29 protein-coding genes are annotated in these 26,397 nt (G+C 38.8%); 13 read left to right on the top strand and 16 right to left on the bottom strand.

Annotated elements, in window-relative coordinates; all coding sequences use genetic code 11:
* Positions 1-13: 13 nt before the first annotated feature.
* The 6 genes from hscB to trmJ all read right to left on the bottom strand — a co-directional run bounded on the left by hscB (position 14) and on the right by trmJ (position 3,993).
* Complete coding sequence (hscB, locus tag PVK62_RS09275; RefSeq protein ID WP_274443965.1) at positions 14-529, bottom strand: co-chaperone HscB; 516 nt, start codon at positions 527-529, stop codon at positions 14-16.
* Between the two features lie 15 nt (positions 530-544).
* Positions 545-868, bottom strand: a complete 324-nt coding sequence (gene iscA / locus PVK62_RS09270; protein ID WP_274443966.1) for an iron-sulfur cluster assembly protein IscA — start codon at positions 866-868, stop codon at positions 545-547.
* Positions 869-996: 128 nt separating this feature from the next.
* Entirely contained in the window at positions 997-1,374 is a 378-nt protein-coding gene (iscU, locus tag PVK62_RS09265) for a Fe-S cluster assembly scaffold IscU (RefSeq protein WP_045101377.1), read from the bottom strand.
* 32 nt (positions 1,375-1,406) lie between these two features.
* On the bottom strand, positions 1,407-2,621 hold the full coding sequence (locus PVK62_RS09260) for an IscS subfamily cysteine desulfurase (RefSeq protein WP_274443967.1): 1,215 nt from the start codon (positions 2,619-2,621) through the stop codon (positions 1,407-1,409).
* 31 nt (positions 2,622-2,652) lie between these two features.
* Complete coding sequence (gene iscR, locus PVK62_RS09255) at positions 2,653-3,159, bottom strand: Fe-S cluster assembly transcriptional regulator IscR (RefSeq protein ID WP_274443968.1); 507 nt, start codon at positions 3,157-3,159, stop codon at positions 2,653-2,655.
* Positions 3,160-3,252: 93 nt separating this feature from the next.
* Positions 3,253-3,993: a tRNA (cytosine(32)/uridine(32)-2'-O)-methyltransferase TrmJ gene (gene trmJ, locus PVK62_RS09250; protein ID WP_274443969.1), complete on the bottom strand. Its 741-nt coding sequence runs from the start codon at positions 3,991-3,993 to the stop codon at positions 3,253-3,255.
* A 207-nt stretch (positions 3,994-4,200) separates the two neighbouring features.
* On the opposite strand from trmJ, the gene suhB reads away from it, so the two are divergent.
* Positions 4,201-5,004: an inositol-1-monophosphatase gene (gene suhB, locus PVK62_RS09245; RefSeq protein WP_122036009.1), complete on the top strand. Its 804-nt coding sequence runs from the start codon at positions 4,201-4,203 to the stop codon at positions 5,002-5,004.
* Between the two features lie 98 nt (positions 5,005-5,102).
* Here the strand turns inward: suhB and truC are convergent, their stop codons facing one another.
* Together truC and PVK62_RS09235 are read right to left on the bottom strand one after the other, a co-directional pair.
* The gene (truC, locus tag PVK62_RS09240; protein ID WP_274443970.1) at positions 5,103-5,888 is read right to left on the bottom strand and encodes a tRNA pseudouridine(65) synthase TruC; all 786 of its coding nucleotides are present in this window, start codon (positions 5,886-5,888) and stop codon (positions 5,103-5,105) included.
* Position 5,889: 1 nt separating this feature from the next.
* Positions 5,890-6,204 (bottom strand): YqcC family protein, encoded by a 315-nt coding sequence (locus tag PVK62_RS09235; protein WP_274443971.1) that lies wholly within the window; start codon positions 6,202-6,204, stop codon positions 5,890-5,892.
* A gap of 102 nt (positions 6,205-6,306) precedes the next feature.
* On the opposite strand from PVK62_RS09235, the gene PVK62_RS09230 reads away from it, so the two are divergent.
* From PVK62_RS09230 to PVK62_RS09215, 4 genes are all read left to right on the top strand, one after another.
* A complete protein-coding gene (locus PVK62_RS09230) occupies positions 6,307-7,347 on the top strand; it encodes a DUF3549 family protein (RefSeq protein ID WP_274443973.1) in 1,041 nt (346 codons plus the stop codon).
* Position 7,348: 1 nt separating this feature from the next.
* Entirely contained in the window at positions 7,349-7,657 is a 309-nt protein-coding gene (locus PVK62_RS09225) for a DUF3301 domain-containing protein (protein WP_274443974.1), read from the top strand.
* A gap of 325 nt (positions 7,658-7,982) precedes the next feature.
* Positions 7,983-8,252 carry a hypothetical protein gene (locus tag PVK62_RS09220; RefSeq protein ID WP_274443975.1) on the top strand — a complete coding sequence of 90 codons (270 nt, stop codon included), beginning with the start codon at positions 7,983-7,985 and terminating at the stop codon, positions 8,250-8,252.
* Positions 8,252-8,701, top strand: coding sequence for a YaiI/YqxD family protein (locus tag PVK62_RS09215; RefSeq protein WP_061005246.1), 450 nt, complete (start codon positions 8,252-8,254; stop codon positions 8,699-8,701). Before PVK62_RS09220 ends, PVK62_RS09215 begins: the two co-directional genes overlap by 1 nt.
* Positions 8,702-8,791: 90 nt before the next feature.
* On the opposite strand, the gene PVK62_RS09210 is transcribed toward PVK62_RS09215, so the two are convergent.
* Together PVK62_RS09210 and syd are read right to left on the bottom strand one after the other, a co-directional pair.
* Positions 8,792-9,565 (bottom strand): Zn-ribbon-containing protein, encoded by a 774-nt coding sequence (locus PVK62_RS09210; RefSeq protein WP_274443976.1) that lies wholly within the window; start codon positions 9,563-9,565, stop codon positions 8,792-8,794.
* Positions 9,566-9,666: 101 nt separating this feature from the next.
* Positions 9,667-10,215 (bottom strand): SecY-interacting protein, encoded by a 549-nt coding sequence (gene syd / locus PVK62_RS09205; protein WP_274443977.1) that lies wholly within the window; start codon positions 10,213-10,215, stop codon positions 9,667-9,669.
* Between the two features lie 107 nt (positions 10,216-10,322).
* Here syd and queF point away from each other — a divergent pair, with 107 nt between their 5' ends.
* The 5 genes from queF (at position 10,323) to xni (ending at position 17,566) form a co-directional block, all read left to right on the top strand.
* The gene (gene queF, locus PVK62_RS09200; protein ID WP_274443979.1) at positions 10,323-11,168 is read left to right on the top strand and encodes an NADPH-dependent 7-cyano-7-deazaguanine reductase QueF; all 846 of its coding nucleotides are present in this window, start codon (positions 10,323-10,325) and stop codon (positions 11,166-11,168) included.
* Positions 11,169-11,263: 95 nt separating this feature from the next.
* Positions 11,264-13,489 (top strand): tetratricopeptide repeat protein, encoded by a 2,226-nt coding sequence (locus PVK62_RS09195; RefSeq protein WP_274443980.1) that lies wholly within the window; start codon positions 11,264-11,266, stop codon positions 13,487-13,489.
* Positions 13,490-13,659: 170 nt separating this feature from the next.
* On the top strand, positions 13,660-15,222 hold the full coding sequence (locus PVK62_RS09190) for a GGDEF domain-containing protein (protein WP_274443981.1): 1,563 nt from the start codon (positions 13,660-13,662) through the stop codon (positions 15,220-15,222).
* Positions 15,223-15,317: 95 nt separating this feature from the next.
* Positions 15,318-16,676, top strand: a complete 1,359-nt coding sequence (gene ppnN, locus PVK62_RS09185; protein WP_274443982.1) for a nucleotide 5'-monophosphate nucleosidase PpnN — start codon at positions 15,318-15,320, stop codon at positions 16,674-16,676.
* A 92-nt stretch (positions 16,677-16,768) separates the two neighbouring features.
* Positions 16,769-17,566: a flap endonuclease Xni gene (xni, locus tag PVK62_RS09180; protein WP_274443983.1), complete on the top strand. Its 798-nt coding sequence runs from the start codon at positions 16,769-16,771 to the stop codon at positions 17,564-17,566.
* A gap of 220 nt (positions 17,567-17,786) precedes the next feature.
* Here xni and rlmM read toward each other — a convergent pair whose 3' ends face one another.
* From rlmM to PVK62_RS09165, 3 genes are read right to left on the bottom strand one after another with little or no spacing between them, the layout of a single operon-like run.
* A complete protein-coding gene (gene rlmM / locus PVK62_RS09175; RefSeq protein WP_274443984.1) occupies positions 17,787-18,878 on the bottom strand; it encodes a 23S rRNA (cytidine(2498)-2'-O)-methyltransferase RlmM in 1,092 nt (363 codons plus the stop codon).
* Positions 18,875-19,261, bottom strand: coding sequence for a DUF423 domain-containing protein (locus PVK62_RS09170; RefSeq protein ID WP_274444010.1), 387 nt, complete (start codon positions 19,259-19,261; stop codon positions 18,875-18,877). Before PVK62_RS09170 ends, rlmM begins: the two co-directional genes overlap by 4 nt.
* Positions 19,254-20,162, bottom strand: coding sequence for a transcriptional regulator GcvA (locus tag PVK62_RS09165; RefSeq protein ID WP_274443985.1), 909 nt, complete (start codon positions 20,160-20,162; stop codon positions 19,254-19,256). Before PVK62_RS09165 ends, PVK62_RS09170 begins: the two co-directional genes overlap by 8 nt.
* A gap of 369 nt (positions 20,163-20,531) precedes the next feature.
* On the opposite strand from PVK62_RS09165, the gene PVK62_RS09160 reads away from it, so the two are divergent.
* Together PVK62_RS09160 and csdE are read left to right on the top strand one after the other, a co-directional pair.
* Entirely contained in the window at positions 20,532-21,749 is a 1,218-nt protein-coding gene (locus tag PVK62_RS09160) for an aminotransferase class V-fold PLP-dependent enzyme (protein ID WP_274443986.1), read from the top strand.
* 24 nt (positions 21,750-21,773) lie between these two features.
* Positions 21,774-22,208: a cysteine desulfurase sulfur acceptor subunit CsdE gene (gene csdE, locus PVK62_RS09155; protein ID WP_274443987.1), complete on the top strand. Its 435-nt coding sequence runs from the start codon at positions 21,774-21,776 to the stop codon at positions 22,206-22,208.
* A 96-nt stretch (positions 22,209-22,304) separates the two neighbouring features.
* On the opposite strand, the gene tcdA is transcribed toward csdE, so the two are convergent.
* The 3 genes from tcdA to PVK62_RS09140 form a co-directional block, all read right to left on the bottom strand.
* Positions 22,305-23,120 (bottom strand): tRNA cyclic N6-threonylcarbamoyladenosine(37) synthase TcdA, encoded by an 816-nt coding sequence (gene tcdA, locus PVK62_RS09150; protein ID WP_274443989.1) that lies wholly within the window; start codon positions 23,118-23,120, stop codon positions 22,305-22,307.
* A 93-nt stretch (positions 23,121-23,213) separates the two neighbouring features.
* Positions 23,214-24,314 (bottom strand): murein transglycosylase A, encoded by a 1,101-nt coding sequence (gene mltA, locus PVK62_RS09145; protein WP_274443990.1) that lies wholly within the window; start codon positions 24,312-24,314, stop codon positions 23,214-23,216.
* A 174-nt stretch (positions 24,315-24,488) separates the two neighbouring features.
* On the bottom strand, positions 24,489-24,872 hold the full coding sequence (locus PVK62_RS09140) for a DUF2850 domain-containing protein (RefSeq protein WP_274443991.1): 384 nt from the start codon (positions 24,870-24,872) through the stop codon (positions 24,489-24,491).
* 154 nt (positions 24,873-25,026) lie between these two features.
* Here PVK62_RS09140 and argA point away from each other — a divergent pair, with 154 nt between their 5' ends.
* On the top strand, positions 25,027-26,367 hold the full coding sequence (gene argA / locus PVK62_RS09135; RefSeq protein WP_274443992.1) for an amino-acid N-acetyltransferase: 1,341 nt from the start codon (positions 25,027-25,029) through the stop codon (positions 26,365-26,367).
* Positions 26,368-26,397: the final 30 nt, after the last annotated feature.

Raw genomic sequence — 26,397 nt, 5'->3', positions numbered from 1 at the left:
AATCTAACAAAGATTAATTTAATAATTTATCTTCTAACTTTTCGACTTCTTGATTGAGCTTATCAATAAACTTTAGTTTACGTACGCTTTGTGCCGCCTCTTGCCATGCATCCGCGTCTAATTGCTGTTTCAACTCAGCCAATTGTGATTTACGCATTGCGGTAACATTTTCAGAAAAATCAAATAATGCACTTTCAGGATCAGAACTTGATGAGATATCTTCTAAATCTTCTCGTAGTTCCATTTGTTGCATTAAAAACATTGGATCTTGCATCGTCGTTTGTTCACCACGAATGTCATGACCTTGTTCTGAAAGTAGGTATTCTGCACGGGAGACTGGATTTTTTAGCGTTTGATAAGCGTCGTTAATTTGTGCCGCTTTTTGAACGGAAAGTAAACGGTCACGTTCTGACGAAGTCGCGAAGTTATCAGGGTGGAATCGTTTCTGCAATTCACGGAATTGAGCAGAAAGAAGGCCACCATCCAGTTCAAACTGGTTTGGCAGCCCAAATAATTCAAAATGATTCATAGTTAACGTTATGCTCTATACGTTGAAGCTTTCACCACACCCACATTCACTTTTTACGTTTGGATTGTTGAATTTGAAACCTTCATTTAGACCTTCTTTGGCAAAATCTAATTCTGTTCCATCCATGTAAGCTAAGCTTTTTGGATCGATGATAATCTTAACCCCAAACTCTTCAAACACTTGGTCTTCTTCGTTTAGTTCATCAACAAATTCAAGAATATACGCCATACCAGAGCAACCAGAGGTTCTTACGCCTAAACGTAGACCAATGCCTTTTCCTCGGTTTTCAAGAAATGTTTGAACACGGCTTGCTGCTGCTTCAGTTACTGAAATGGCCATACTACAACCTTTACTATATTTGTTTGTGGTCATGGGTGTCGTTAATCAATAACGACCTATATTAGGCAATAAAGCGCCGTATTTACACGATATCACGTAAACAAGACGCTTTATAATATTACTTAATCTTAGTGTTTATTACGGTAATCAGATACCGCAGCTTTAATCGCATCTTCCGCTAAGATTGAACAGTGAACTTTCACTGGTGGTAATTCTAGCTCTTCAGCAATTTCAGCATTTTTAAGCGCTGCTGCTTCGTCTAATGTTTTACCTTTAACCCACTCAGTAACTAGTGAGCTTGATGCGATTGCTGAACCGCAACCGTATGTTTTAAATTTTGCGTCTTCAATAATACCTTCTGGAGATACTTTGATTTGCAATTTCATAACATCACCACACGCTGGTGCACCAACCATACCGCTACCAACGGATGGATCATCTTTTTCAAATGAGCCAACGTTACGTGGATTTTCGTAGTGATCGATTACTTTTTCGCTATAAGCCATGATAAATACCTCTAAATTCTGGAACGTCCGTGTTAGTGGTGTGCCCACTCAACCGTGTTTAAGTCGATGCCTTCTTTATACATATCCCATAATGGAGACATATCACGCAGTTTATTTACTGCTTGGCTAATTTGTGTGATTGCATGATCAATCTCTTCTTCCGTCGTATAACGACCAAATGAGAAACGAATTGAACTGTGTGCTAACTCATCATTCAGACCTAACGCACGTAATACATACGATGGCTCAAGACTTGCTGACGTACATGCTGAACCTGAAGAAACCGCAAGATCTTTCAGTGCCATTAGCAGAGATTCACCTTCAACAAATTCGAAGCTGATGTTTAAGTTATGTGGTACACGTTGGTCTAAATCACCATTAATGTGTACTGCTTCCATATCTTTAACACCATCAAGAAGACGATCGCGCATTGCTAAACAATGATCATAATCTTTTTGCATCTCTTCTTTTGCGATACGAGATGCTTCACCCATACCAACGATTTGATGAGTTGCTAATGTACCAGAACGGAAACCACGCTCATGACCACCACCGTGCATTTGTGCTTCTAAACGAATACGCGGTTTACGACGAACGTACAATGCGCCAATTCCTTTAGGTCCATACATTTTATGAGCAGAAAGAGAGATTAAGTCCACTTTCATTTCTTGTACATCAAGAGGGATTTTACCTGCTGATTGTGCGGCATCAACATGGAAAATAATTTTACGCGAACGACAAAGTTCACCAATTGCGGTGATGTCTTGAATCACACCAATTTCGTTGTTTACATGCATAATAGAAACAAGCACGGTGTCTTCACGCATCGCTGCTTCTAATTTAGCTAGGTCAACTAAACCATTAGATTCTGGATCTAGGTAAGTAACTTCATACCCTTCACGCTCAAGCTGACGACATGGATCAAGAACAGCTTTATGCTCAGTTTTACAAGTAATTACGTGCTTGCCTTTCTTATGGTAGAAATGCGCAGCACCTTTAATTGCAAGGTTATCTGATTCTGTAGCACCTGATGTAAATACGATCTCACGAGGATCTGCATTTAGTAGGCTAGCGATGTTGTCACGAGCTGTATCAACCGCTTCTTCAGCCTGCCAGCCGTAACGGTGCGAACGTGATGCAGGGTTACCAAAGCATCCATCCATTGTCATATGTTGAACCATTTTATTCGCTACACGCTCATCAACAGGACAAGTCGCCGAATAATCAAAGTAAATTGGCAGTTTCATTTTCATCTCCGAGAATACAGACGTTTGACCGTCAAAGGCGGACATTAACACCCACAGAATTTATTATTTTAGAACCCGTTGCTAACCCATTATGTAAGGTTGCATCGATATTTTGTCTATCTGATACTTGTTGAACTTCATTATCGACCATCAGTTCACCAAGTGTAATTCCATCTAAAAAGCTACTAATACGTGAGCTTAAATCACGCCACAAGGTATGCGTTAAACAACGTGTTCCACCTTGACAGCCTTCTTTACCATGACATTTGGTTGCATCAACCGATTCATCAACAGCAGAAATAACCATTCCTACCGCAATATTATCGGCACTCAATCCCAAGCGATAACCACCACCCGGACCTCTAACACTCGCAACTAAGCCAGCTTTACGTAATTTAGAGAATAATTGCTCAAGATAAGATAATGAAATCCCTTGTCGCTCAGATATATCAGCAAGCGGTACTGGACCTTCTTTGGCATGCAGTGCAACATCAAGCATTGCTGTTACTGCATATCTTCCCTTTGAAGTTAATTTCATAAGTTACCTCATATCCACACTATTCGTATGGAATGAATCTTCCCATACTTGACTGTTTTGGTCAAGTATTTAACCCAGTATTTTAGTCAAGTATTATTTCTTGCTTATATTTTCGTCTTTCATGCTTCTTTCTACTGCAGTCAAGATCCCACGTAACGTACGTAATTCATGCGTTTCTGGACGAGCACGATTAAACATACGACGCATTTTATTCATTACTTGGCCAGGGTGAGCCTTATTAATAAAGTCAGTCTCTGTCATCACTTTTTCAAGATGCTCATAGAATAGCTCTAACTCGAAATTTAAAGGGTATTCTGCTTCTTTTGACTCCCCTTTATATGCTTGACTATCTAACCAAGCAACTCGAGCTTCATAACTGATTGTTTGTACAGCCATCGCTAAGTTTAGTGAGCTATACTCTGGATTCGCTGGGATACACACATGAAAATGACATTTCTGTAATTCTTCATTAGTCAATCCAACTCTTTCTCTTCCAAAAATAAATGCGATAGGGTGCGTTGGCGCCTCTTCAATCGCTTTAACTCCGGCTTCACGTGGTTCAAGCATTGGCCATTCAAGTGTTCTTGAGCGTGCACTAGAGCCAATAACCAAACCACAGTCTGAAATAGCTTCATCTAATGTATCAACAATACGAGCTCGATTCGCAATATCACTTGCGCCTGCTGCTAATGCAATGGCTTGACCATCAACTTCACATTCTGGTGCTACTAATACCATATTAGTTAACCCCATTACTTTCATTGCGCGAGCGGCTGAACCAATGTTTCCTGAGTGACTGGTACCAACAAGGACAATACGAATTCTATCTAACATGTTATTTTTCCATCTGATGAAAAGAGCCGCCGGATATTATCATAAAGCAATTACCCTTTCCTCTTTATATACCCGAGATTTTAACCCTGCCTCGATTTTTTGATAATAAAGCCACTAACTGAACAAAAAACAAACGCTTCCTTTTAATAACTACTTTGTGTATACTCGCCGCGATTTCGGTTCTTTAACATCTTTTGGGATATAACTATGCATCCAATGCTAAATATTGCTATACGTACTGCGCGTAAAGCCGGTGACTTTGTTGCTAAATCTTTTGAGCAAACTGACAAAATTGAAACAACAAAAAAAGGCAATAACGAGTTTATTACGAACATCGAAAACGATGCTCAATACATGCTTGTTGACATGATCAAGAAATCTTACCCTGATCACAGCATCATTTCTGAAGAGTCTGGCCTAATCGAAGGCAAAGACGCTGACGTTCAATGGATCATTGACCCATTAGATGGCACGACTAACTTCGTTAAAGGTATCCCACACTTCTCTATCTCTATTGCGGTTCGCATTAAAGGCCGTACAGAAGTGGCTTGTGTATACGATCCAATCCGTAATGAATTATTCACAGCTCAACGTGGTGCTGGTGCTCAACGCAACAACCAACGTGTTCGTGTTCAAGAATTAAAAGACATGAACGAAACAATTCTTGCGACTGGTCTTCCATACCGTCAAAAACAACACGCAGCAAGCTACTCAAAAGTATTGAGCGCAATGTTTGTTGAATGTTCTGATATCCGTAGCTCTGGTTGTCCTTCTCTAGATTTATGTTATCTAGCTGCAGCTCGCATCGATGGTTTCTTCGCTCTTGGCCTTAAGCCTTGGGAAATGGCAGCAGCAGATCTAATCGCTCGTGAATCTGGCGTTATCTGTACTGACTTCACCGGCAACACTGACTACATGAAAACTGGTAGCCTAGTAGCTGGTAGCCCACGTATCGTTAAGTCTATGCTTAAGAAAATCCGTGAAAACGGCAGCGAAGCAATGGCTAAATAATCTTAATTGATTATCAAGATTTGAATTGAAAATCTTAATTAAAAAAAGGGAAGTGAGTTTATCTCACTTCCCTTTTTTATTGTCTTTAACTCGGTATTCTATAACTCAATATCCCAATCGAACTCGACCATTAATCTCTGCCACGTTTCATCAACGTTTGCTTTTATTACGATATTTTCATTCGTGATTGGATGAGTAAAACTCAGCTCTGATGCATGTAATAACAAACGGTGACTATCCAAGTTCTCTTTAAATAATCGATTATGCTTACCATCACCATGACTCGTGTCCCCTACGATTGGATGACGCAAATGTGCCATATGGCGACGAAGCTGATGCTTTCTGCCCGTATGAGGTTTAAGCTCCATTAAGCAATAACGACTGGTTGGAAATTTACCGGTTGAATAAGGCAACTCTACCTTAGCTAATGGTTTATATTCTGTTATAGCCTCTTTGGCTTCAACTTCTTTTGAGGCCTTTTTATCGGCAATTTTATCCAACTCTTTTTTAAGAGGATAATCCAATGTATCCGCTTCTTCTATCCAGCCACGAACTATCGCATGGTAGGTTTTCTTAATTTCTCGACTCGCAAATAGCGGCGAAACTTGAGCTGCTATCTCACTTGATAATGCAAAGAAAAGTATGCCTGACGTTGGTCTGTCTAAACGGTGTAATGGAAAGACATGTTGACCAATTTGATCTCGTAATGTCTGCATCGCAAATACGGTTTCATGTTTATCAAGCCACGAGCGGTGTACTAACATTCCCGCAGGTTTATTAATCGCAATTAAGTGCTCGTCACGATAAACGATCTCAAGCTCAATTGGCTCAGCCTGCTCTTCTAATAACTCATCATGAGTTACTGCATTTTCTTCTGTATTCACTTTATTTACCTAATGCATCAATGGCGTGACATAAACGAACAATTTCAATGTAGCCATCAACATCTTTTAATGCTTCTTCAATATAAGGTGCAATCGAAAACCCTTTTGGCGTCGCTTGACCATGAGAAATTAGCTGATTCATTTTAGGAATGAAAATCCACTGTAGCCATTCAGTAGCAGATAAGGTGTCGATTGAAAAAGGTTCTGTACTTGATAAATCAGCTATCGATGGTGCTGTAATTTGCCAGTGTCCATGATAGTCCAATTGTTGAGCTAACTGCTCTAGTAACTCTGATAATACTAACGATGCTGTCATAACCGATTGAACTCGCACTCTCTGATACTTTTAATGACAAAGGATACCATCTTATCAAGGCTTGGGTATAATCACGATATTAACCATAGAATAAGACATATCATGGACCAGATTTATACGCTTAGCCAACTGATACAACAATCAGACTGTGAATACACTATTTATGATTTAGGCCGTCGTGTACAACTTATTTCAAATAAACAATTTGAATCCATAGAAGCGGCTCAGCAACCTTATCCTTACCCTCTTCAACGTCATGCTCATTTAGCGATTGCGTATTGGAATAAAAGTAAACAACCTTGGATTTGGTTTTTAAAACTTCCTTTAGATGAGCGTGGTTTATTGCAACAAGGTGATATCGGTAACTTTATTAAATATGTTGTTGAAGCTATTGGCGTATCATTAAGTGGCGATCTAAACGAAGAACAACAACAAAAGCTGTCAAGTAACCCATACACGTTTAAGCCTAAAGATGACAAGATGGCGATGTTTCACAGTGTATTACGTACCACGCTGAAACAACCAATGAGTCAGTATTACGAGCACGCTCAAACTTACCTCTCAGGTAATAATGGATGGGATAACTGGCAGTTTGTTGGGGTGCAAGGGTTAGCGGATGTCTGTGCAAATCTTGATAAAGAAAATAATGGCGTTGCATTACGTAAAGCATTACCGCATTTACCTACTACGGTTTTATATGCAACTCTTGGCTGCTTAGAGCACATTGAGCTACCAGAGAAGTTAGCGCTAAAACAACAAGAAATTATTAACGATCTTTGTGGTGATAATAGTGCTGATCTATTTTTACTATCTGCGCATATTCGTGCCCTTTCTGGTGCGGAAACAAAAATCTTATCTCAAGCATTAACTCAAATTTTATCGAGTGAACGTCTAAGCCACCCAGAAGTATTGGTCGCGATAGCTGGTCGTTGCTGGACAGGATTAGAAGATATAACGACTGCGAATTTATTTTTACTTCGTTTAGCTCAAACGGGTGATCAACAACTGTTCAACCAACTGTTTTCCGATTTAGTAATGCAACCTAAATTACGTATGTGCATGCTAAAGATCCTTCATGGTGAAGCGGATCCTAAACTAGCAGACGCATTATTAACTTTACAGCAAACCACTAAGAGCGAATGATATGGATAATCTTTTTGCGATACTTGGCTTAACTTTTTTCTGTTTTCTTTTTTGGCAACAAAGAAGACAATCAGAATACGCACATCAAGCTATCCAGCAATATTGTAAAAAAATGGAATTGCAGCTATTAAGTGTCGCAAGAGGATCATATGGCTTTCGCTTACCAAGTGGCAAGAAACGCTTATATACCATGTATGAATTTGAATTTTCTTCTGTTGGTGATGATCACTACACCGGCCAATTGATCATGATAGGCTTTAAAGCGGCAACGTTTAATTTACCCCCATATCGTATGGCTGAAGAATATTAAGATAACTTTTTAGCTTAAAAAAGAAAAACCTCATTAAGCCTTTGCCTAATGGGGTCATAACTCTACTCGCAGCGATCCGGCTACTTATGGTGCTCCATGCATCAAATCCTTGATAGTATAATGAAATCCGTCAGCGTATTCCTTTCATCGCTGTCCTAGCGGTGTCCATGACCTAATAGAGATCTCGCACATGCTAATTCCTATTTTTCCATTGACCTTTAACTATCCTATCTAAAATAGAGAGATCTAGATCACGTATTTATTCTTATAGTAGAAATGTTGATCTTTAGTTATCATGAGTTCATATGAAACATAGGACGTCATAATGAAAAACGTAACGGATGAACTGCAAAAAATATTGCAAGACTTGACCAATGAAGGAAAAAAACCAACAACGGCTCTTGTTCGCTCTCGATTAACAACTCAAGTACCAATGCCAGCCATTATTACTGCGGTTAAATCCTTTAAGTCCACTTCAAACATTCCAAAAATTGAAGTCAAAGAGACCCCATTAACAGCAGATGAACGTATTGAACAACTTGAACTTCAAGTAAAAGAGTTATCACAACGTTTAGCTGCTCTGGAGAACAAATAATGCAAATTTGGGTAGATGCTGATGCATGTCCTAAAGTCGTCAAAGAAGTACTTTGTCGCGCCGCTACACGTACTGGTATTCAACTGACTTTTGTTGCAAACCACTACATTCCAGTACCAACCGCTTTCAACATTAAATCAATACAAGTTGAATCAGGTTTTGATGTTGCAGATGATGAAATCGTAAGACGCTCAGAAGCAGGTGACTTGGTGATCAGTGGCGATATTCCTCTGGCGGCAGAGTTAATCGCAAAGAAAGTACAAGTATTAAACCCTCGTGGTGAGCTTTATACAGAAGCAACCATTAAAGCTCGACTGAACATCCGTGATTTTATGGAAACAATGCGCGCCAGTGGCATTCAAACTGGTGGCCCTGCTGCCCTATCGCAAACTGACCGACGTGAGTTTGCCAATCAGCTAGATCGTATTCTTGCTAAATTTAAAAAATAAATAGTTAAAAATAAATAGTTAAAAATAGAAAATAAAAATGGGAGCTCATTGTGAGCTCCCATTTTTTATCGCTATAATTGCTGATTAATATCAGTCTTTAAAATCCCAAGACAGATTACTGAGCAGTCGACACTCATCGCACTTAAAATCAAACACTTCATGAACGGGCTCTTCTAACGCCCACTCACCGTCACATACAGGACATTTACGAGCGAGTTCTTTTTCTTTGCTTTCGCCACCAACACGATAAATATATAGATACGTTGGGATGCGACTCAGTACTTCCATACGACGACACAAATCCCAACCACGTTTAAATAAACGGCTCTCACTTGAACTCACCTCATGTAATGCAGGGTGTTCAACAACAGAACCATTCATCTGCAATTGATCACAAGCACTCCAATCTTCCTGCCATTTAATGAACTGTTTTTGATCGCCATTAGCAACGGCTGGTAAACGATAAAGTGGGATCGGTTGAAATGTTTCACCGTGACGAATAGGCGAACAGGTATGTAAATGGGTAGTGTACAGAATTTGCCAACTCACCTTTTCACTCTCATCACTTGGATCCGAGTTCATGTCTTGACCCACAATCTTAACTTTAGGTTGTAGTAATCCAAATTCACTTAATTGTTTAAATGCTAGTTTTACTTGCGGACTATGATTATCTGGGTGAAGTGAATCTTCTTCAGGACAAACCACTCGAGCAACAAAATTGGTTCCTTTCATAACCACGGGTAACTCGCGCCCAATTACTTGTCCGTTATAACGTAAACAATCTAGACAATAATTGATGGCTTTCTCTACTGCTGCCATTGAGGTATCACAATACACTTCAAAATCTAATTCAGTTACAAACATTACCGCTTCTTTCCTAACATCTTTACAATAAAAATTCCGACAAATATATTTATCGGAATCTATTAAATAATGGCACTTTATCTAGCTATTTAACGCCAAGCTTACTCTACAACAGGTTCAAGCTTTTCTAAAAACTCAGCCATTGTTTTAGCCAATACGGTTCTTTTCTTGGTACCAACCGTATCTAAAATAATTTCACCCGTTTGATTACAAATAGAGATAACCTCCATTTCATCATCGGTAACCGCAATAAATAACGTTGGAACTAATTTTAATCGACGTTGCATGACAAGGTGACCTAGCATATTTCCTTGCAAGCGTTCTAAATCTTCATCACTCCATACTTGAAGCAACTCTATATTCATATCACCAAATTTTGCCATCATATCAGCACTGAATTGTGCGCCATAAAAAGCATGGAAATCGTCATGCAAATCAAGCTCAATACCTTGTTCAATATTAACTAAGCGAATGCTTTTATCACGATTAACTGGTTGCCATGAAATTTCTAAATCACGAGTTTCATCAATACAAGGAGAAGCTAATCCCACTAATTCTTCATTTATCGGAAGGCTATTATGTTTGGTTTTCCATGCTTCAACATAACGTTGACTAAAGTTAGCAAGCGCTTGCTCTACCGAAAGTGGCATTCGATTCTCCTAATAAGGCAAAAATTCAAGTAAACTAGGTTACATTAAATGAATAACGACTATTTACTCCGTTATTCTTATTCTAATCTACTTTTGGCATTTTCAATATGACTAAATACACCAACGCTGATGAGCTAAAATCTCTGACTCTTGGCCAAAAAACCGAATATAAACATAGCTATGAGCCTGAATTACTGCAAGCCGTCCCTCGTAGTTTAAACCGAGACGATCTTGAATTAGGTGATGAACTGCCATTTGTTGGTTGTGATGTATGGACACTTTATGAGCTATCTTGGCTAAACCAAAACGGGTTACCTCAAGTCGCTGTTGGCGATGTCACTTTGCCTGCAACCAGCCCTAATCTTGTTGAATCAAAGTCATTTAAATTATATTTAAACAGCTTTAACCAAACTAAATTTGCATCATGGGATGACGTTACTCGCACCTTAATTAAAGATTTAAGTGCCTGTGCTGGTGGTGATGTACAGGTTGAGATCCATCCAGTTCAAACTTACTCACAACAACCTATTGTTGATATGACGGGTGAGTGCATTGATAACCAAGATATCGTTATTGATAATTATGAATTTGATGCTAAATACTTACTATCAAGCACATCTGACGAGTTAGTTGAAGAAACCTTGCACAGTCATTTATTGAAATCTAACTGCTTAATTACAAACCAACCAGATTGGGGCAGTGTTGAGATTAGTTATGTAGGCAATAAAATTGATCGTGAAAAGCTACTTCGCTACTTAATCTCATTCCGCCAACATAATGAATTTCATGAGCAATGTGTTGAGCGTATCTATACTGATATTATGAAATTCTGTAAGCCTAGTTCGTTAACCGTATTTGCTCGTTATACCCGTCGTGGTGGCTTAGATATTAATCCATTCCGCAGTTCACATAGAGAGAAACCAGCTCATAACCTTCGTTTAGCTCGCCAGTAAAAAACGCTCTGTTTTGTCTACTAAGAATAGATCTTAGTAGACAAATCTCGCCACATCGCTAGTATGTAACGGTTGCTTTCTAATGGATTATTTACATGTCTTTGCGCCAATGTTTTCTGCTTATTTGTCTCTTTCTACCGCTTTCAGCTTGGGCTAAATTTTTTTCTGCGCCTATTTTAAATGACGCTTATCAATTGCTCGATACAAACCCTGAACAATCCCGCACTATTGCTAAACAATATTTAGAACAACGTCAAATCACCCCAAAACAAGACCCTAATCGCATACAAGTTAATAATGACTCAGAACGAACTATGCGTACTCCTATTAGCTCCGTAGAAGCATTTCAAATTAAAGCACTTGCAAATAAGCATCTTGGTCGTAATCGCGAATCAATAAAAGCAATTAAACAAGCAATCTCACTTGCTCAAGAGTATCGCTTACAAGCTGGCTACTTAGAGTCAAAATTGATCTATGCCGGGCTTTGGTGGAATTTAACCAATGATATCGATAAAACCAATACCATTTTGGATGTCATTAGTCGTGAGTTAAATGAGTTTGATAAGCAAATTTCGATTCATAAAAAACTCTATTTTGGGTTGGCATTAATTCATGCCGAAGTTGAATCTAAACAAAATAATAACAGCAAAGCTCAACAATATTATAAACAGGCTCTGTCTCACGGACGTTCACTTAACGACCCAAGTAGCATGATTTTTTATCACCTGTCTTATGGCCAACATTTTTTAAAAAACAAACAATTTGATCAAGCGTTGACTGAATTATTGAGCGCGTATTGGCAATCAATTGAAGCCGACCAAAGTGGTCAGTTAGCCCGTGCGAATTTTTTGCTTGGTCAACTATTTTTTCAAAGACAAGTACTGGATAAAGCATTAGAGCACTCCTCTCAATCTGCTGAGTTTTATGGTCGTTATAATAAGAGTGAGCAACTCTCTAATGTCTTAATTTTAATTGCTAAAATTCATTTGAAACAAGGGCGATTTAACTTGGCTCTAGTTCAATATTTTAATGCACTGGATCAGGAAAAAGAAAAAAACAACGTTAACAAACTCATTTCACTGCGCTTAGATATCGCTAATACCTATTTTTCACTTTATAACTATGCGTTAAGTGAGCATTACCTTAAACAAGCAAATAACCTTAATGAGTACGTTGAATTACCAAAACAAAAAGCCAATGCCGCACTACTGCAAGCCAAGCTTTACCTAGTTAAAAACAAAACAGATCTTGCCATTGAAAATATACAAGAAGCCATAAAATACGGTAAACGAGATAATGATATTTCGTTAAAATTACAATCTCAAAAATTACTTTCTACAACCTATGAGAAAATGGGTTTATATGAACTCGCGCTAAAATCCCAAAGAGAATATGAGAAATTAAACTCATCGATTCAAGCGGTTCAAAATGAAATTAACGAAGAAGTGTTTCGTCAACAAAAAAGCATTATTGAACAGTTTTTGCACTACCAAGGCTTAGAATTACAATTAAAAGATAATCACTTACAAACACGAAAAATCCAAAAAATTGCAGGCTTTCTTCTTGTATTATTAACCGTAATTTCTATCTATGCTTTCAGACAACAGCAAGTAAACCGTTTTTTGAAAAAGCGTTTACACCTGCTATTAAATAAATACTACACACACCCAAGAAGTGGATTACGTAATTTCCGCTTATTAACCGAAAGATTACCGTCATCTTTACAGCAAAGTAGTACGAATATAGAACAATGGCATTTAGGTGAGTTAATCAATGAACCGTTAAGTGATCGTCTTCGCTTTACTCTCTTTCATGTACCTATGCTACAAGAGTTGTATTTTACTCACGGTTACCAAGGTGGTTTAGCCATTGAAAAAGAGTTTGGGGACTACCTATCAACCGTAGTTACTTTACCTAGTCGCATTTATCACTTCTCTGATGCAAGTTTTCTTTACATTGAGCATAAATCCGATTCAACATGTAGTTCTCAAGAAATGGCTGAAACAATTCAACGTTGGATTAGTAATTTTGATTCTAAAGCCATGACCAACAGAATCGTAAATATAGGAATGGTTGAGTATCCTTTTTTACCACGAGCGTATACTGCTATTAATGATCGTGAACTGATCGATATTCTTCTTATGGCAACAAACAGCGCGTGTAACAATAATAAAGAAGGCACTGAAAGCCAATGGGTTCACTACCGAGCAATAGATAACGCACCAGCGGCAAGTTTTGCTAGTAATAATATACTCTCTGCGTGTGAGCAAGCGATTAATCAAGGATTGATTAAAGTGACAAGCCAAGGCATTAATGAATGATTTGGCTAACACATCACAAATTTAATAATATTCACAACTAACTGGTTATTAACTAAACAAATGTTGCGTTTTTTTAAACCTGTTACTTATAATTTTGTTATTATAAATAAATTGATCCTATCAATAGTTTAACAGTTTTTATAAATACAGGGATTGCCGCCTAGGTTATTATGATTGAAGTATCCATCGTTGCCTCTGAATTAAGTCAATTAAAGCAACAGCTAGATCAAACACGTTTATCACACCGTGATTCTACCTTGAAATCACGTCGTGAAATATTGCTATTAAAACGCATTATTTTGCGATTTTGTGCTGCGTGTAAACATCATGATAGCGAGCTAGATAAAGAGATTGTAGAACTTGCATCAAGTATCGAACAAGTAGAAAACACGTCCGATCTTACGGTACAAATCGCCACCTTTGAGCGTCTTATTAACCGCTATAAAATGACGGTACAAAGAGAACACTCAGTGATGGATGACCATATTTCATACTGCGGTGAAACTCTTCAACGTGTCGTAGGTCTTCCTGCTGGCCTTAAACGTGATTTACGAATTCTTCTGCAACACCCTTCTCAAGATAGCTGCAAGCATGTTCAGCGTATTGTCCGCTTAGTTGAGCTGTATGAACGCGCAATTAAATTTATTTCTGTCGGCAAGCTCTCTTCTGAAATCAACAGCAATGAAATTATTGATGTTGATACTCAAGAACAGTTAAGTAATGAATTACAGCATCTTATCTCAGAGCTTGATTTCAATAGTTCGTCAGGCAATAAGTTACTTGAGATCCGCAATAAACTATTAACCGGCACAGATGCGATCTCTCTTATTGATCTAGCATTGCAAACGCTGCAATTAGTTTTAGAGGGCACAAATAATGAACGTAAGGCATCACAAGTCTTCGTTGGTGATGTTAATATTCAAGTCGCTCAGATTATAAAAACCAGCGAGCAGAACCAAGCTCAGGGACAATCTTACTTAGAGCAACGTTCATTACTTAATGAAGAGTATTCGCTCTTAATTAAACAAGCTGAAGGCCTATTAGAAAGTAAAGCAAACGAGCGAGAGCATAAAGAAAAAATGGCGATACTGTTAAGTGAAATGCGAGACTTATCAGAGCGAAATAAGGCCATGCAAGAACGTGAGTCTGCATTAATTGAACGCCATGAATACACGACAAAAAAATTAAACCACTTGTATGAAGAAACGCTTGAATATCGTCGTCAGTTAGATGATCAACAGCAACGTGTATTTAAAGACCCACTAACCAAAGTATACAACCGCGCAGCTATGCATGAACGTTTAGACTTAGAGTACAAACGTTGGGTTCGTCATCAACACTCACTTGTTTTAACGATGATCGATATTGACCAATTCAAACGTATTAATGAACGTTTTGGTCACCTCGCTGGTGATAAAGCGCTATCAATTATTGCCAAAACTATTGAAAATCAAGTTGCTGATACTGACTTTGTTGCTCGTTTTAGTGGTGAAGAGTTCTTGATCTTATTTACAGAAACCGAAAAAGAAGAGAGAGAGAAAGTACTTAAAGCGATTCAATTAGCTATTTCAAAACTTCCCTTTAAGTTTAAAAACGATCATGTTCAGATCACTATCTCTATTTGCAGTTCCGAATTTACAAACAGTGATATTCCTGAAAAGGTAATCAAGCGCTCTATTGATGCTCTGTACAAACAGAAATCCAAGGGTAGTGAGCAACTCATATATTTGTAAACCTCTCATTTTTGTTGTCTTTTTCTCGCTAATCTTCCTATTGCTGTGTAAGTTAAATAACTAAACAATAATAAAAACAGCTAGGGAGACTCTATATGATCACTCATATTAGTCCTGCAGGTAGCATGGATTTGCTATCACAATTAGAAGTCGACCAATTAAAGAAAACCGCTTCTAGTGATTTATATCGAATGTACCGAAATTGTACATTAGCCGTATTGAACTCAGGCAGTCATACTGACAGTTCAAAAGAACTCCTTAATAAATACCAGTCTTTTGACGTATCTGTAACTCGTCGTGACCGAGGTATTAAGCTCGAGCTAAGTAACCCGCCAGAGCACGCCTTTGTTGATGGGCATATCATTAAGGGAATACAAGAACATCTCTTTTCTGTTTTGCGCGACATGATTTACGTTAATATGCAAATCGCAGATCACAACCGCCTAAATCTGACAAAAGATACCCACTTAACGAATCTTGTTTTCAGTATTTTACGTAATGCAAAAGCACTTCATACCGGAATTGAGCCTAACCTCGTTGTATGTTGGGGCGGGCACTCTATTAATCCTATCGAATATCAATACACACGAGAAGTGGGTCATGAGCTAGGGTTACGTGAATTAAATATCTGTACTGGTTGCGGACCAGGTGCAATGGAAGGCCCGATGAAGGGAGCCGCTATTGGCCACGCTAAACAACGTTATTCTGAAAGTCGCTTTGTTGGATTAACCGAACCTTCAATTATCGCCGCTGAACCACCAAATCCAATCGTAAATGAACTGATCATCATGCCAGACATTGAGAAACGATTAGAAGCTTTCGTTCGTATGGCTCATGGTATTGTGATCTTTCCTGGCGGCCCAGGCACTGCTGAAGAGTTGTTATATATCTTAGGTATCATGATGAACCCGGCCAACCGACAGCAACCAATGCCAATTGTATTAACTGGACCAGAAGAGAGTGAAGCTTACTTCCTTTCTATTGATACATTTATTCGTGAAACACTTGGCGAAGAAGCCACTCATTATTATGATATTGTGGTTGGTGATCCAGAGAAAGCAGCCATAATTATTAATCATGGCATCAAGAAAGTGAAAGAGTATCGTAAAGCGACTGATGATTCTTACAGCTTTAATTGGGCACTAAAAATTGAATCTGAGTTCCAGCATCCATTCGAACCGACTCATGAAGCTATGTCTTCTCTTGATTTACATTTAGATCAACCCACAGAGAATCTTGCAGCCAACCTACGCCAAGCATTTTCAGGGATTGTAGCTGGTAATGTCAAAGCGGAGGGTATCGCTGAAATAGAAGAGCATGGCGTGTTTAAATTGCACGGTGATCCTATCTTAATGAAAAAAATGGATCGTCTTCTTCAAGATTTTGTTGAGCAGGGTCGAATGAAACTGCCCGGTTCCAAATACGAGCCTTGCTATGAAATCGTTGTAGATTAGGGCTGGAATATCTCCCCTTCTGTAACGTACAATATAAAGCCTATGTTAAACCCATAGGCTTTTTCTTTTTTCTACATAGGAATGAATACGTTATGGCAATTCATCTGGTTATTATTGACGCATTAAATCTTATCCGTCGCGTTCACTCAGCTCAACCAAACCAAGATGACATTCAAGCGGTAATCACGACAACGAGCCGCACAATAAATCGTATTTTAAAAGAAACCGAACCAACCCATATCATCGCTGTATTTGACCACCACCTACAAGATAGAGGGTGGCGAGCAGAAGTGTTACCTAAATACAAAGAAGACAGAAAACCAATGCCTGAAGCACTACAAAAAGGCATGGATGATATTCAAGATGCATGGTGGAAACTCGGCATTGATTCCTTATTATCTGATGGTGATGAAGCTGATGATTTAGTCGCAACTCTTGCTAATAAAGTGGCCTCTCATAATGAACAAGTCACTATTATTTCGACAGATAAAGGGTATTGCCAATTACTGTCTCCAACGTTGCGAATTCGTGATTACTTTCAACATCGTTGGTTGGATGCCCCTTTTATTGAAAAAGAGTTTGGTCTAAAGCCTGAGCAATTAGCTGATTATTGGGGATTAGCTGGAATTAGCTCAAGTAAAATTACGGGGATCCCGGGAGTAGGACCTAAAGCTGCATTAGAAATTTTAACTCAATTTCCAACGATTGAAGCGGCAAACGAATCTGAAGAGTTAGCGAAAAAATATCGTAAGAAATTTGATGAGTATTATGAGACGGCTATTTTATGTAGAAAAGTGGCGGGATTAAGAACGGATATTGAACTTGGCTTTAATCTACAAGATATACGGTATGAAAAACCGGGACTAGGGACTAGGGACTCACAAGTATAATGAATATAATGTGCTTTTCTGCAAAAGAAAGATGGCTGTATTTGATGTGATGACCACTTCGATGACAAACAGTTTTTTTGCGCCAAAGCACACCATATTCAATATAGTATCAAAATAATCTCAACGCCGAATAACCAATCTGAAGTTAAATAAAAACGCCCGCAGAACATGACCTGCGGGCGTTTATTTTTATCTCTCAATAATTGGTATTACACCAATATTAGTGAGGAGAAATATTAGAAATCGCTTGGATATGAACCGTAATTTCTTCACGGTCATGGTACAAGTGCTTCGCTTGAAGCTTATATTGGAAGTTATTCTTCTTCAAAAACTCTTTTAAGTTTTCAATATCTTGAAGTACTTCATCGTAACGGCCTTTCATTGGTAATTTAAGGTTAAATAGTGCTTCTTTAGCCCAACCTTTAATTAACCATTCACCCATAAGGTGCGCAACTCGTGCCGGTTTTTCAATCATGTCACACACGATCCACGTTACGTTCTTTCTTGCTGGCTCAAATTTAAAGCCATCAACCATGTGGTGTTTAACTTGTCCTGTATCCATTAAGCTCTGTGCCATCATGCCGTTATCAATCGCATGAACAAACATAGAACGCTTAACTAATTGATAAGTCCAACCACCTGGACACGCCCCTAAATCAACACCCCACATGCCAGAAGCTAAGCGAGTGTCCCACTCATCACGTGGAATAAATACGTGAAACGCTTCTTCCAACTTAAGCGTTGAACGGCTTGGTGCATCAGATGGGAACTTCAGACGAGGAATACCCATGAAGAATTTTGAGTTATTGTTAGTGTAAGAGTAACCTACATAACAGTGACCCGGTGCAATAAAGCAAATATGCATAACAGGGATTCGATCTGAATCTCTTGGTGTTAGCATCTCTTTACCACGCAATGCTATGCGCATTGGTACTGTAAATTTACGACAGAATTTCAATAATTCTTTTGCTTCATTCGTATCAGGTGTTTCAATACGAATATCACCACAACAAGGTAAATTTTCAACATCAACTAATGCATTCAAAATTGGTGAGATACGGTCTTCAGAAGGTAAATCACTTAATTCAGTTGCTACCGCAAACATTTGACGAGCAAAAATCAGCTCATTAAATTTAATCTCACGGATCAATTTATCTGCATCGCCTTCCTGGTAGCATTCAAATAGCACATAGCCTGTATTATTTTTTAGGCGAGGAAAACCAAACACTTCAAGTTGAGTGGCTTTATCTTGGATCTCACCTGCACACTCTTTCTCAAAACCAGAGCGACAATAGAACATTACTTGTTTCACTTTGAAACCTCAGTCAAACGATAAGTTGAAACAGCCAGCGTTAGCCAACCGATAATAAAACAGAGTCCACCTAATGGAGTAATTGGCCCAAACCATTTTATTCCTGTGAACACTAATGCATATAAACTACCACTGAAAAGTAATATTCCAATGGTAAATAGCAAGGCGGCGTATAATACCCCTTTTGAAAATGAATTTCTCAACAAAATTCCACATCCAAACAGAGCAAGCGTATGCCACATTTGATATTGCACTGCAGTCTCATACACATCAAATAGATATGGAGATAAAACCGACTTTAAACCATGAGCCCCAAAAGCACCTAAACCAACCGTCAGTGCACCACTAAAACCCGCAATCAGTAAGCATAGGCGACTATTCATCATCAATGATCTCTTGTTCACTACGAGCTTTACTTAAGATCCACTCTCTAAAGGTCGCAATTCTGCCAGTGTCCGCCTGTTTTTCACTGCATACTAAATAAAAGGCATTTTTACTGACTAATACTTCTTCAAAAGGAGTAACCAAACGACCCGCATCTAACTCTGGTTGAGCAAGGACATTATTTCCTAATGCGATTCCTTGTCCATGTGCAGCCGCTTGTAGCACCATGGTTGAATGACTAAAAATAGGTCCATGATTAACATTCATACCTTCTAAATTGTATTGCTTTACAAACGACTTCCAATCTTTACGTGAGGTATCATGCAATAATGTATGAAAACGTAGATCATCAATCGTTGCTAACGGCTTTTCATTTAGCAACACTTGCGGTGAACACAAAGGTAATAATTGCTCTTGGTATAACAAATCGACACGTAAACCAGGCCAATTACCACGACCATAATAGATAGCAACATCCACATCTTCAGTCAAAGAGCCTTCATCCATATCAACCGCTTTAATTCGCACATCAATATCAGGCTCTTTATTATTAAAATCCGACAAACGAGGAACAAGCCATTGAATAGCAAAACTTGGAGGCAAACTAATGGTTAATGCACCCTTCGCGCTTCTTTCCAATACTTTATCTGTTGCTTCTGACAACGAAGAGAAAATTTCTTTAATATCTAAAAAGTAACTTTGTCCCTCTTCAGTAAGAAGTAAAGAACGATTACGACGTCGAAATAATTTCAAACCAAGAAATTCTTCTAACGCTTTGATTTGGTGGCTAACTGCAGCTTGAGTAACAAATAATTCTTCCGCAGATCGAGTAAAGCTTAAGTGTCTAGCTGCCGCTTCAAACACACGCAAAGAATTTAAAGGTGGTAATCTTCGAGACATAAGAACTCACATTCTGAACCATTAGTTTTTTTAATACCTAGTATTATAAATTGTCCATTGCCGAACTACCAGATAAAACCTAATATTGCTCCCGTAGTTTAGAGGAAAGACATATATTCCTCCCTGAGTATTTTTTATCCCTCTAAACTGCAATGTTGTGTTTGCATATTGGCTCGACTGTTAGAGCCCGAGTATTGATTACAACTATTTGTAAACAGTACCCAATTATTTCCTTTGTTTTTGACCTTTTGGTTAGAAAAATTATTAGCATCGTTTAATACGGTGCTTTTTTTTGTCTGTAATTTTGACTTACGAGACAGAAATCCGCATCATTCCCTCTGTTTGCTTACCCTTATTAAAGAAATCACTATGACTGCATTTACTGTTGACGCTGTTCGCTCTCAATTTCCCGCTTTAACTCAAGACGTTAATGGCCAACCTATTGCCTACTTTGATAGCGCAGCGACGACACAAAAACCATTATCGGTATTAACTGCGATTCAAGATTACTACCAAAAAAGTAATGCTAATGTCCACCGTGGCAGTCATCGTTTAACCGCCTCAGCAACACTGCAATTTGAGCAAGCTCGTGGGACCATTCAAGACTTTATTAATGCTAAAAGCTGTAAAGAAATTATTTGGACTCGCGGTGCAACCGAAGCAATTAATTTAATTGCCCAAACCTACGCTCGTAGTACATTAAAAGCGGGTGACGAAATCCTAATCAGTGAATTAGAGCATCACGCGAATATTGTGCCTTGGCAAATTGTCGCGGAGCAAACAAGTGCTCGCATTATAAAAATTCCAATGAAAACCGATTGCACATTAGATATGGATGCATTTGAGTCATTGGTAACCAAACGCACCAAGATTGTTGCCGTTGCTCAAGTAACTAATGTAACGGGCACATTAAACCCCGTCGATGACATCATTAAATTAGCCCATCAGGTAGGTGCCATTGTGGTGGTTGATGGCGCTCAAGGGATTGTTCATCATGATATTGATGTGCAAGCAATGAATGCCGATTTTTATGTTTTCTCTGGTCATAAATTATTTGCTCCTGCTGGTATTGGTGCTCTCTATGGCAAACAGCATTTATTAGAATCTATGCCTGTGTGGCATGGTGGCGGTAAAATGGTTGAAAAAGTCTCATTTGAACAAACTACCTTTGCCGAACTACCAGGGAAGTTTGAAGCCGGCACCCCAAACGTTGCTGGTGCAATTGCTTTTGCTACTGCGATTAACTGGATTAAGCAGTTCTCCCATGATGATCTAAATACTCATATTAGCGAATTACGCCAAATGGCGATTGATGGCATCAAAGATATTGAAGATTTACGATTCATCGGTTTGCAAGATAATGCGAGTCTATTTTCTTTTGTTATTGATGGCGTCCACCACCAAGATATAGCGACACTGCTTGATCAACAAGGCATTGCCGTTCGATCTGGTAATCATTGCGCCCACCCTATGTTAGATGCATTAGGGCTAACGGGGACTGTACGCGTTTCATTTGCCTTGTATAATACAAAACAAGATGTTCAACGTTTTATCGACGCGCTAAATAAAGCCGCAGATATGCTATAAGCTCAAATTTAAGGTATTTTATTTATGTCTACATTCCCATCGTCACCTTTTGGTTTTGACATTACTCACACCACGGTTCTCGATTTAATGAGTGAAGCAAAAGGGTGGGAAGATCGTTACCGTAACGTGATTCAATTAGGTAAAAAACTGCCTAAAATGCCTGAAGAACTGCAACAAGAGAACGTGACTATTTCTGGCTGTGAAAGCAAAGTATGGTTACAACATGACGTCGTTGATGGGGTTTATTTTTTCTGTGCTGATTCTGATGCAAGGATTGTTCGTGGGCTTATCGCGTTAGTAATGGCGGCGGTAAACAATAAAACGGCACAAGAGGTTAAGGCTTTTGATATGGATGGGTATTTTGCTCAATTAGGGTTAATTGAACATTTAAGCCCATCACGTGGTAATGGACTTAAAGCAATCATTGAAACAATCAATAAAACAGTATGCGCTAGCTAGAAACTATACGCTTCGCTAACTAGAGACTATAAGAGCAGAAAAGGCTGATATTGATAACAATATTTATCACACCAGCCATACACGCACTTATAGTCTCTAGTCTCTAGTCGAGTGTTTCTCAATCAACTTCTCTACAATTCTCGACACTGCAACAAAACCAAACGTCGCCGTTACCACCGTCGCTGCCCCAAAACCACTCGCACAATCCATACGTTTTGGACCGTCAGCGGTTGCTTTAGTCGCACATACAGAGCCATCCGCTTGTGGGTATTTCAAATGCTCTGTTGAGTAGACACAATCAATGCCAAATTTACGCTTTGGATTCTTGGTAAAGTTATGATGACGACGCAAGGTATCACGCAACTTTTTCGCTAATGGATCTTGAATTGTTTTGGTTAAATCAGTGATTTGAATTTGAGTTGGATCAGTTTGACCACCCGCCCCACCAGTCGTGATCACTTTAATCTTATTGCTCTTACAATAAGCCAGTAATGCCGCTTTAGGTTTCATGCTGTCGATAGCATCAAGCACGTAATCAAACTCTTTCGAAATGTATTCAGCTTGGTTTTCAGGCGTAATGAAGTCATCAATTAAATTAACTTTACACTCAGGGTTAATTAATTTAATGCGCTCAGCCATCACCTCAATCTTACTTTGGCCAATTGTGCCGGTCATTGCATGAATTTGACGATTAATATTAGTAACGCATACATCATCCATATCAATCAAGGTGATCTCACCAAGACCAGTACGAACTAACGCTTCAACCGCCCAAGAGCCAACACCACCAATACCCACAACACATACATGTGCAGCACGCATAATTTCTACTTCACTATTACCATACAAACGGCGAGTGCCACCAAAACGTTGGTCATAACTTTCAGAAGCAGGAGTGGTTAATTCGCGCATGGGGTTACCTTACTCAAAAACAAAAAAGAGCACGATTTATACGCACTCTTTTTTAGAAGATCAAGCTTTAAGAAACTCAGTATTATTTAAAGACTAATTCTTTTTTGGCATTTCCCATGGATTTTCTGTTTCGGAGTCTTTTAAACCCAACTTCCAAACACGGCCAAAATGTTTAAAGTGACCCGCAGCAATACCGGCCTCAGATCCCATTCCATAATACTGATCTAAATGATTTTCTTTTACTGCACCACCGGTATCTAACGACAATAATACTTTAAGCACATGTTTACCCGTCCACTTACCATCTTTATCTAATTGAGGTACCTCAGCAAGTATTGGGGTTCCCATCGGCAATAAAGAACGATCAGCAGCAACAGCGGCACCAGCAAGTAAAGGAATACCTGCAGTTCCTAGAACATGGTGTGCGTCTCGTGGTGAAAAGAATACATAAGATGGATTGGTTTCTAACAGTTCACGAACTGTCGCTTCATCATTCTTAGCAACCCACTCTTTAATTGCTTTTAGCGACATATCTTTACGTTCAACTTCGCCGCGTTCAATCAATACTTTACCAATACTTACGTACGGATGATTATTTTTACCACCATAGGCAAAATACTCTAGTTTGTCATCATCACCAAAATGAATAAAGCCACTGCCTTGAACTTCCATGATAAACGGATCAATCATATTGTCAGAATAACCAAGCTCTAAACCTAAACCAGATAATGCACCGGCATTAATTTCGGCACGGGTTGGACAATCAGAACCACAATCAGGTTTATCGTATACAGGGTACTTAAACGTTTCATTTGGTGTATGGCGCATTTCAATTACAGGTGAAAAATAACCAGTAAACATCACATTCCCTTGCTTATCCCCTCCCCCCATTTGAGCAAATTGAATGCCATAAGCTGAAAGTTCAGCAGGATTTGAGCTTTCATCAATCCACTTTTGCAATTGTACGTACAACTCTTCATAACGTAATGACATTGACTCTGAGCGCTTAATTACCTCTGCACTTTGTTTTTTAAAGGCACTAAAATCAGAAGGCTTATCAGAATGAATTTCACTTACTTCATTTAAGTTACTACTGAACCCACCATCTAAATATTGCTGAGCACGTTCAGTAGGGCGATCAGCACAACCCGCTAAAGCCAGAAGAACACACACAAGAGAAAATTTACGAAACACAATAAAACCTTATTGATAAATAATGCGAGAAGAATGACAAACAAATAAGAAGAGAGCAATTGCTTACACTGCAATAAATGTAAGAAAAGGATAATTTTGACAAAACTTGATACAAACTAGAAAGAAATTCTCCAAGTAAGCCACTGCAAAGCACTTACTTGGAAGGCATAACGATTACTGTTTACTAAAACTGGATTTATAATGTGTTGGTTGAATTCGAAGCAATTTTGCACCATCATTATCTTCAACCATATAGACATATGTCGCTCCACCATGATTATAGCTTAATTGACTACCATCAAAATCAAACTTGGTACTAATTAGACGGCCATGTGTATAAATCCCACCCGCACTAATAGTAAAGCTATCTCTAGCATAGCTAGGAACCCCTTGCTCAACCCAGCGACCATACAATTGAGACGCAGGCATTTGTGCAAAAACACCGGTTCTAAACATTGCCACAAGTATCGAAGCAACTAAACCCATAGCAACAAATCCAATTAATAGCATTAATCGGATTTTTCTTTTTCTCAACTCTTTTTCTTGAGCTTGATTCATTGTAATGCCTAATAAAACCAACAGATATATTAAGCATATCGGCAAATATCAAAAATATTGAGAAAAACTTGTGTGAGCTTGTACTAAACACTTGTAGATATAAAAATAAATAGTCATTATAACCACATAAAAAATCACTCATGGATGGCGTATAGTGAAATTTCGTAGTACCGCTTTAGTCAAAGGTTTTCGTCAGTCGGCTCCCTATGTCAATGCACACCGCGATAAAACGGTTGTGATTATGCTTGGTGGTGAGGCTATTGCTAATCCTAACTTTGCTAATATCGTCAATGATATTGCCCTTTTAAATTCACTCGGTTTACGTATTGTTATTGTTTACGGTACTCGACCTCAAATGCGTGAACAACTTAGATCAACCGCTCATCATGCGCCTTTCCACAAAGGAATAAGAATTACCGATGAACAAACCTTAGAGTTAGTCAAACAAATAGCAGGTCAGCTTCAACTCGACATTACCGCCCGCCTCTCAATGAGTTTAAATAATACACCTATGGCTGGTGCACAAATTAATGTCATTAGTGGTAACTTTATTATTGCTCAACCTCTTGGTGTTGATGACGGTATTGATTATTGCCACAGTGGACGTGTTCGTCGAATCGATACCCAAGGGATCAATCGAATGTTAGATCAACAATCTATTGTTCTACTTGGTCCTGTTGCGAGTTCTGTTACTGGCGAATGTTTTAATCTTTTATCAGAAGATGTCGCCACTCAGTTAGCTATCCGCCTAAATGCCGACAAACTCATTGGTTTCTGTTCAGAGCAAGGTGTCCTTAATGAAGAAGGACAGATTTTAGCGGAATTATTTCCAAGTGAAGCTGAAGAGATCCTTCAACGTCTTGAAAAAGAATTAACACAAGAAAATGGAAAACTCACGGGCACAATGCGCTTTTTAAAAGGAGCGATATCTGCATGTAAAGCTGGGGTTCCTCGTAGTCACCTAATTAGCTACAAAGAAGATGGTGCATTAATCCAAGAGTTATTTTCTTTTGATGGTATTGGTACTCAAGTGGTTATGGCGAGCTCTGAGCAAGTTCGTGATGCAGAAATTGATGACATTGGTGGCATATTAGATTTAATTCGCCCATTAGAAGAAGACGGTATTTTAGTTCGCCGCTCTCGAGAACAGTTAGAGCAAGAAATTACACAATTTACGATTATTGAAAAAGATGGACTCGTTATAGCGTGCGCCGCTTTATATCCTTTCCCAGAAGAGGGGATGGCAGAAATGGGCTGTGTTGCTGTTCATCCTGATTATCGCGATGGTGATCGTGGTGTGACCTTACTTACCCGTTTACGCACCAAAGCAAAACAGTTTAAATTGTCGCAGCTCTTTGTTCTTACTACTCGTAGCCTGCACTGGTTTAGAGAGCAAGGCTTTATTGAGGTAGAGGTTTCCCACTTACCAATGAAAAAACAAAAACTGTACAATTTTCAGAGAAAATCAAAAATTCTTGTTTTAAAAGGATTATAAAAAAGGCCGCAGAAGGAAATCCCTTTGCGG

The organism is Aliivibrio sp. S3MY1 (assembly GCF_028765575.1).
Classification (GTDB): domain Bacteria; phylum Pseudomonadota; class Gammaproteobacteria; order Enterobacterales; family Vibrionaceae; genus Aliivibrio.
This window is presented reverse-complemented; position numbering and strand designations above follow the sequence as displayed.

What these genes read in the sequence shown, in the direction of transcription:
- ppnN (WP_274443982.1), top strand. Translation starts at nt 15,318, where the DNA reads ATGATCACTCATATTAGTCCTGCAGGTAGCATGGATTTGCTATCACAA.
- hscB (WP_274443965.1), bottom strand. Translation starts at nt 529, where the DNA reads ATGAATCATTTTGAATTATTTGGGCTGCCAAACCAGTTTGAACTGGAT.
- PVK62_RS09220 (WP_274443975.1), top strand. Translation starts at nt 7,983, where the DNA reads ATGAAAAACGTAACGGATGAACTGCAAAAAATATTGCAAGACTTGACC.
- PVK62_RS09160 (WP_274443986.1), top strand. Translation starts at nt 20,532, where the DNA reads ATGACTGCATTTACTGTTGACGCTGTTCGCTCTCAATTTCCCGCTTTA.
- iscA (WP_274443966.1), bottom strand. Translation starts at nt 868, where the DNA reads ATGGCCATTTCAGTAACTGAAGCAGCAGCAAGCCGTGTTCAAACATTT.
- trmJ (WP_274443969.1), bottom strand. Translation starts at nt 3,993, where the DNA reads ATGTTAGATAGAATTCGTATTGTCCTTGTTGGTACCAGTCACTCAGGA.
- PVK62_RS09170 (WP_274444010.1), bottom strand. Translation starts at nt 19,261, where the DNA reads ATGAATAGTCGCCTATGCTTACTGATTGCGGGTTTTAGTGGTGCACTG.
- PVK62_RS09195 (WP_274443980.1), top strand. Translation starts at nt 11,264, where the DNA reads ATGTCTTTGCGCCAATGTTTTCTGCTTATTTGTCTCTTTCTACCGCTT.
- PVK62_RS09260 (WP_274443967.1), bottom strand. Translation starts at nt 2,621, where the DNA reads ATGAAACTGCCAATTTACTTTGATTATTCGGCGACTTGTCCTGTTGAT.
- PVK62_RS09235 (WP_274443971.1), bottom strand. Translation starts at nt 6,204, where the DNA reads ATGACAGCATCGTTAGTATTATCAGAGTTACTAGAGCAGTTAGCTCAA.
- iscU (WP_045101377.1), bottom strand. Translation starts at nt 1,374, where the DNA reads ATGGCTTATAGCGAAAAAGTAATCGATCACTACGAAAATCCACGTAAC.
- xni (WP_274443983.1), top strand. Translation starts at nt 16,769, where the DNA reads ATGGCAATTCATCTGGTTATTATTGACGCATTAAATCTTATCCGTCGC.
- iscR (WP_274443968.1), bottom strand. Translation starts at nt 3,159, where the DNA reads ATGAAATTAACTTCAAAGGGAAGATATGCAGTAACAGCAATGCTTGAT.
- syd (WP_274443977.1), bottom strand. Translation starts at nt 10,215, where the DNA reads ATGCCACTTTCGGTAGAGCAAGCGCTTGCTAACTTTAGTCAACGTTAT.
- tcdA (WP_274443989.1), bottom strand. Translation starts at nt 23,120, where the DNA reads ATGCGCGAATTAACCACTCCTGCTTCTGAAAGTTATGACCAACGTTTT.
- PVK62_RS09165 (WP_274443985.1), bottom strand. Translation starts at nt 20,162, where the DNA reads ATGTCTCGAAGATTACCACCTTTAAATTCTTTGCGTGTGTTTGAAGCG.
- PVK62_RS09225 (WP_274443974.1), top strand. Translation starts at nt 7,349, where the DNA reads ATGGATAATCTTTTTGCGATACTTGGCTTAACTTTTTTCTGTTTTCTT.
- PVK62_RS09210 (WP_274443976.1), bottom strand. Translation starts at nt 9,565, where the DNA reads ATGTTTGTAACTGAATTAGATTTTGAAGTGTATTGTGATACCTCAATG.
- PVK62_RS09140 (WP_274443991.1), bottom strand. Translation starts at nt 24,872, where the DNA reads ATGAATCAAGCTCAAGAAAAAGAGTTGAGAAAAAGAAAAATCCGATTA.
- queF (WP_274443979.1), top strand. Translation starts at nt 10,323, where the DNA reads ATGACTAAATACACCAACGCTGATGAGCTAAAATCTCTGACTCTTGGC.
- PVK62_RS09215 (WP_061005246.1), top strand. Translation starts at nt 8,252, where the DNA reads ATGCAAATTTGGGTAGATGCTGATGCATGTCCTAAAGTCGTCAAAGAA.
- PVK62_RS09230 (WP_274443973.1), top strand. Translation starts at nt 6,307, where the DNA reads ATGGACCAGATTTATACGCTTAGCCAACTGATACAACAATCAGACTGT.
- suhB (WP_122036009.1), top strand. Translation starts at nt 4,201, where the DNA reads ATGCATCCAATGCTAAATATTGCTATACGTACTGCGCGTAAAGCCGGT.
- csdE (WP_274443987.1), top strand. Translation starts at nt 21,774, where the DNA reads ATGTCTACATTCCCATCGTCACCTTTTGGTTTTGACATTACTCACACC.
- PVK62_RS09190 (WP_274443981.1), top strand. Translation starts at nt 13,660, where the DNA reads ATGATTGAAGTATCCATCGTTGCCTCTGAATTAAGTCAATTAAAGCAA.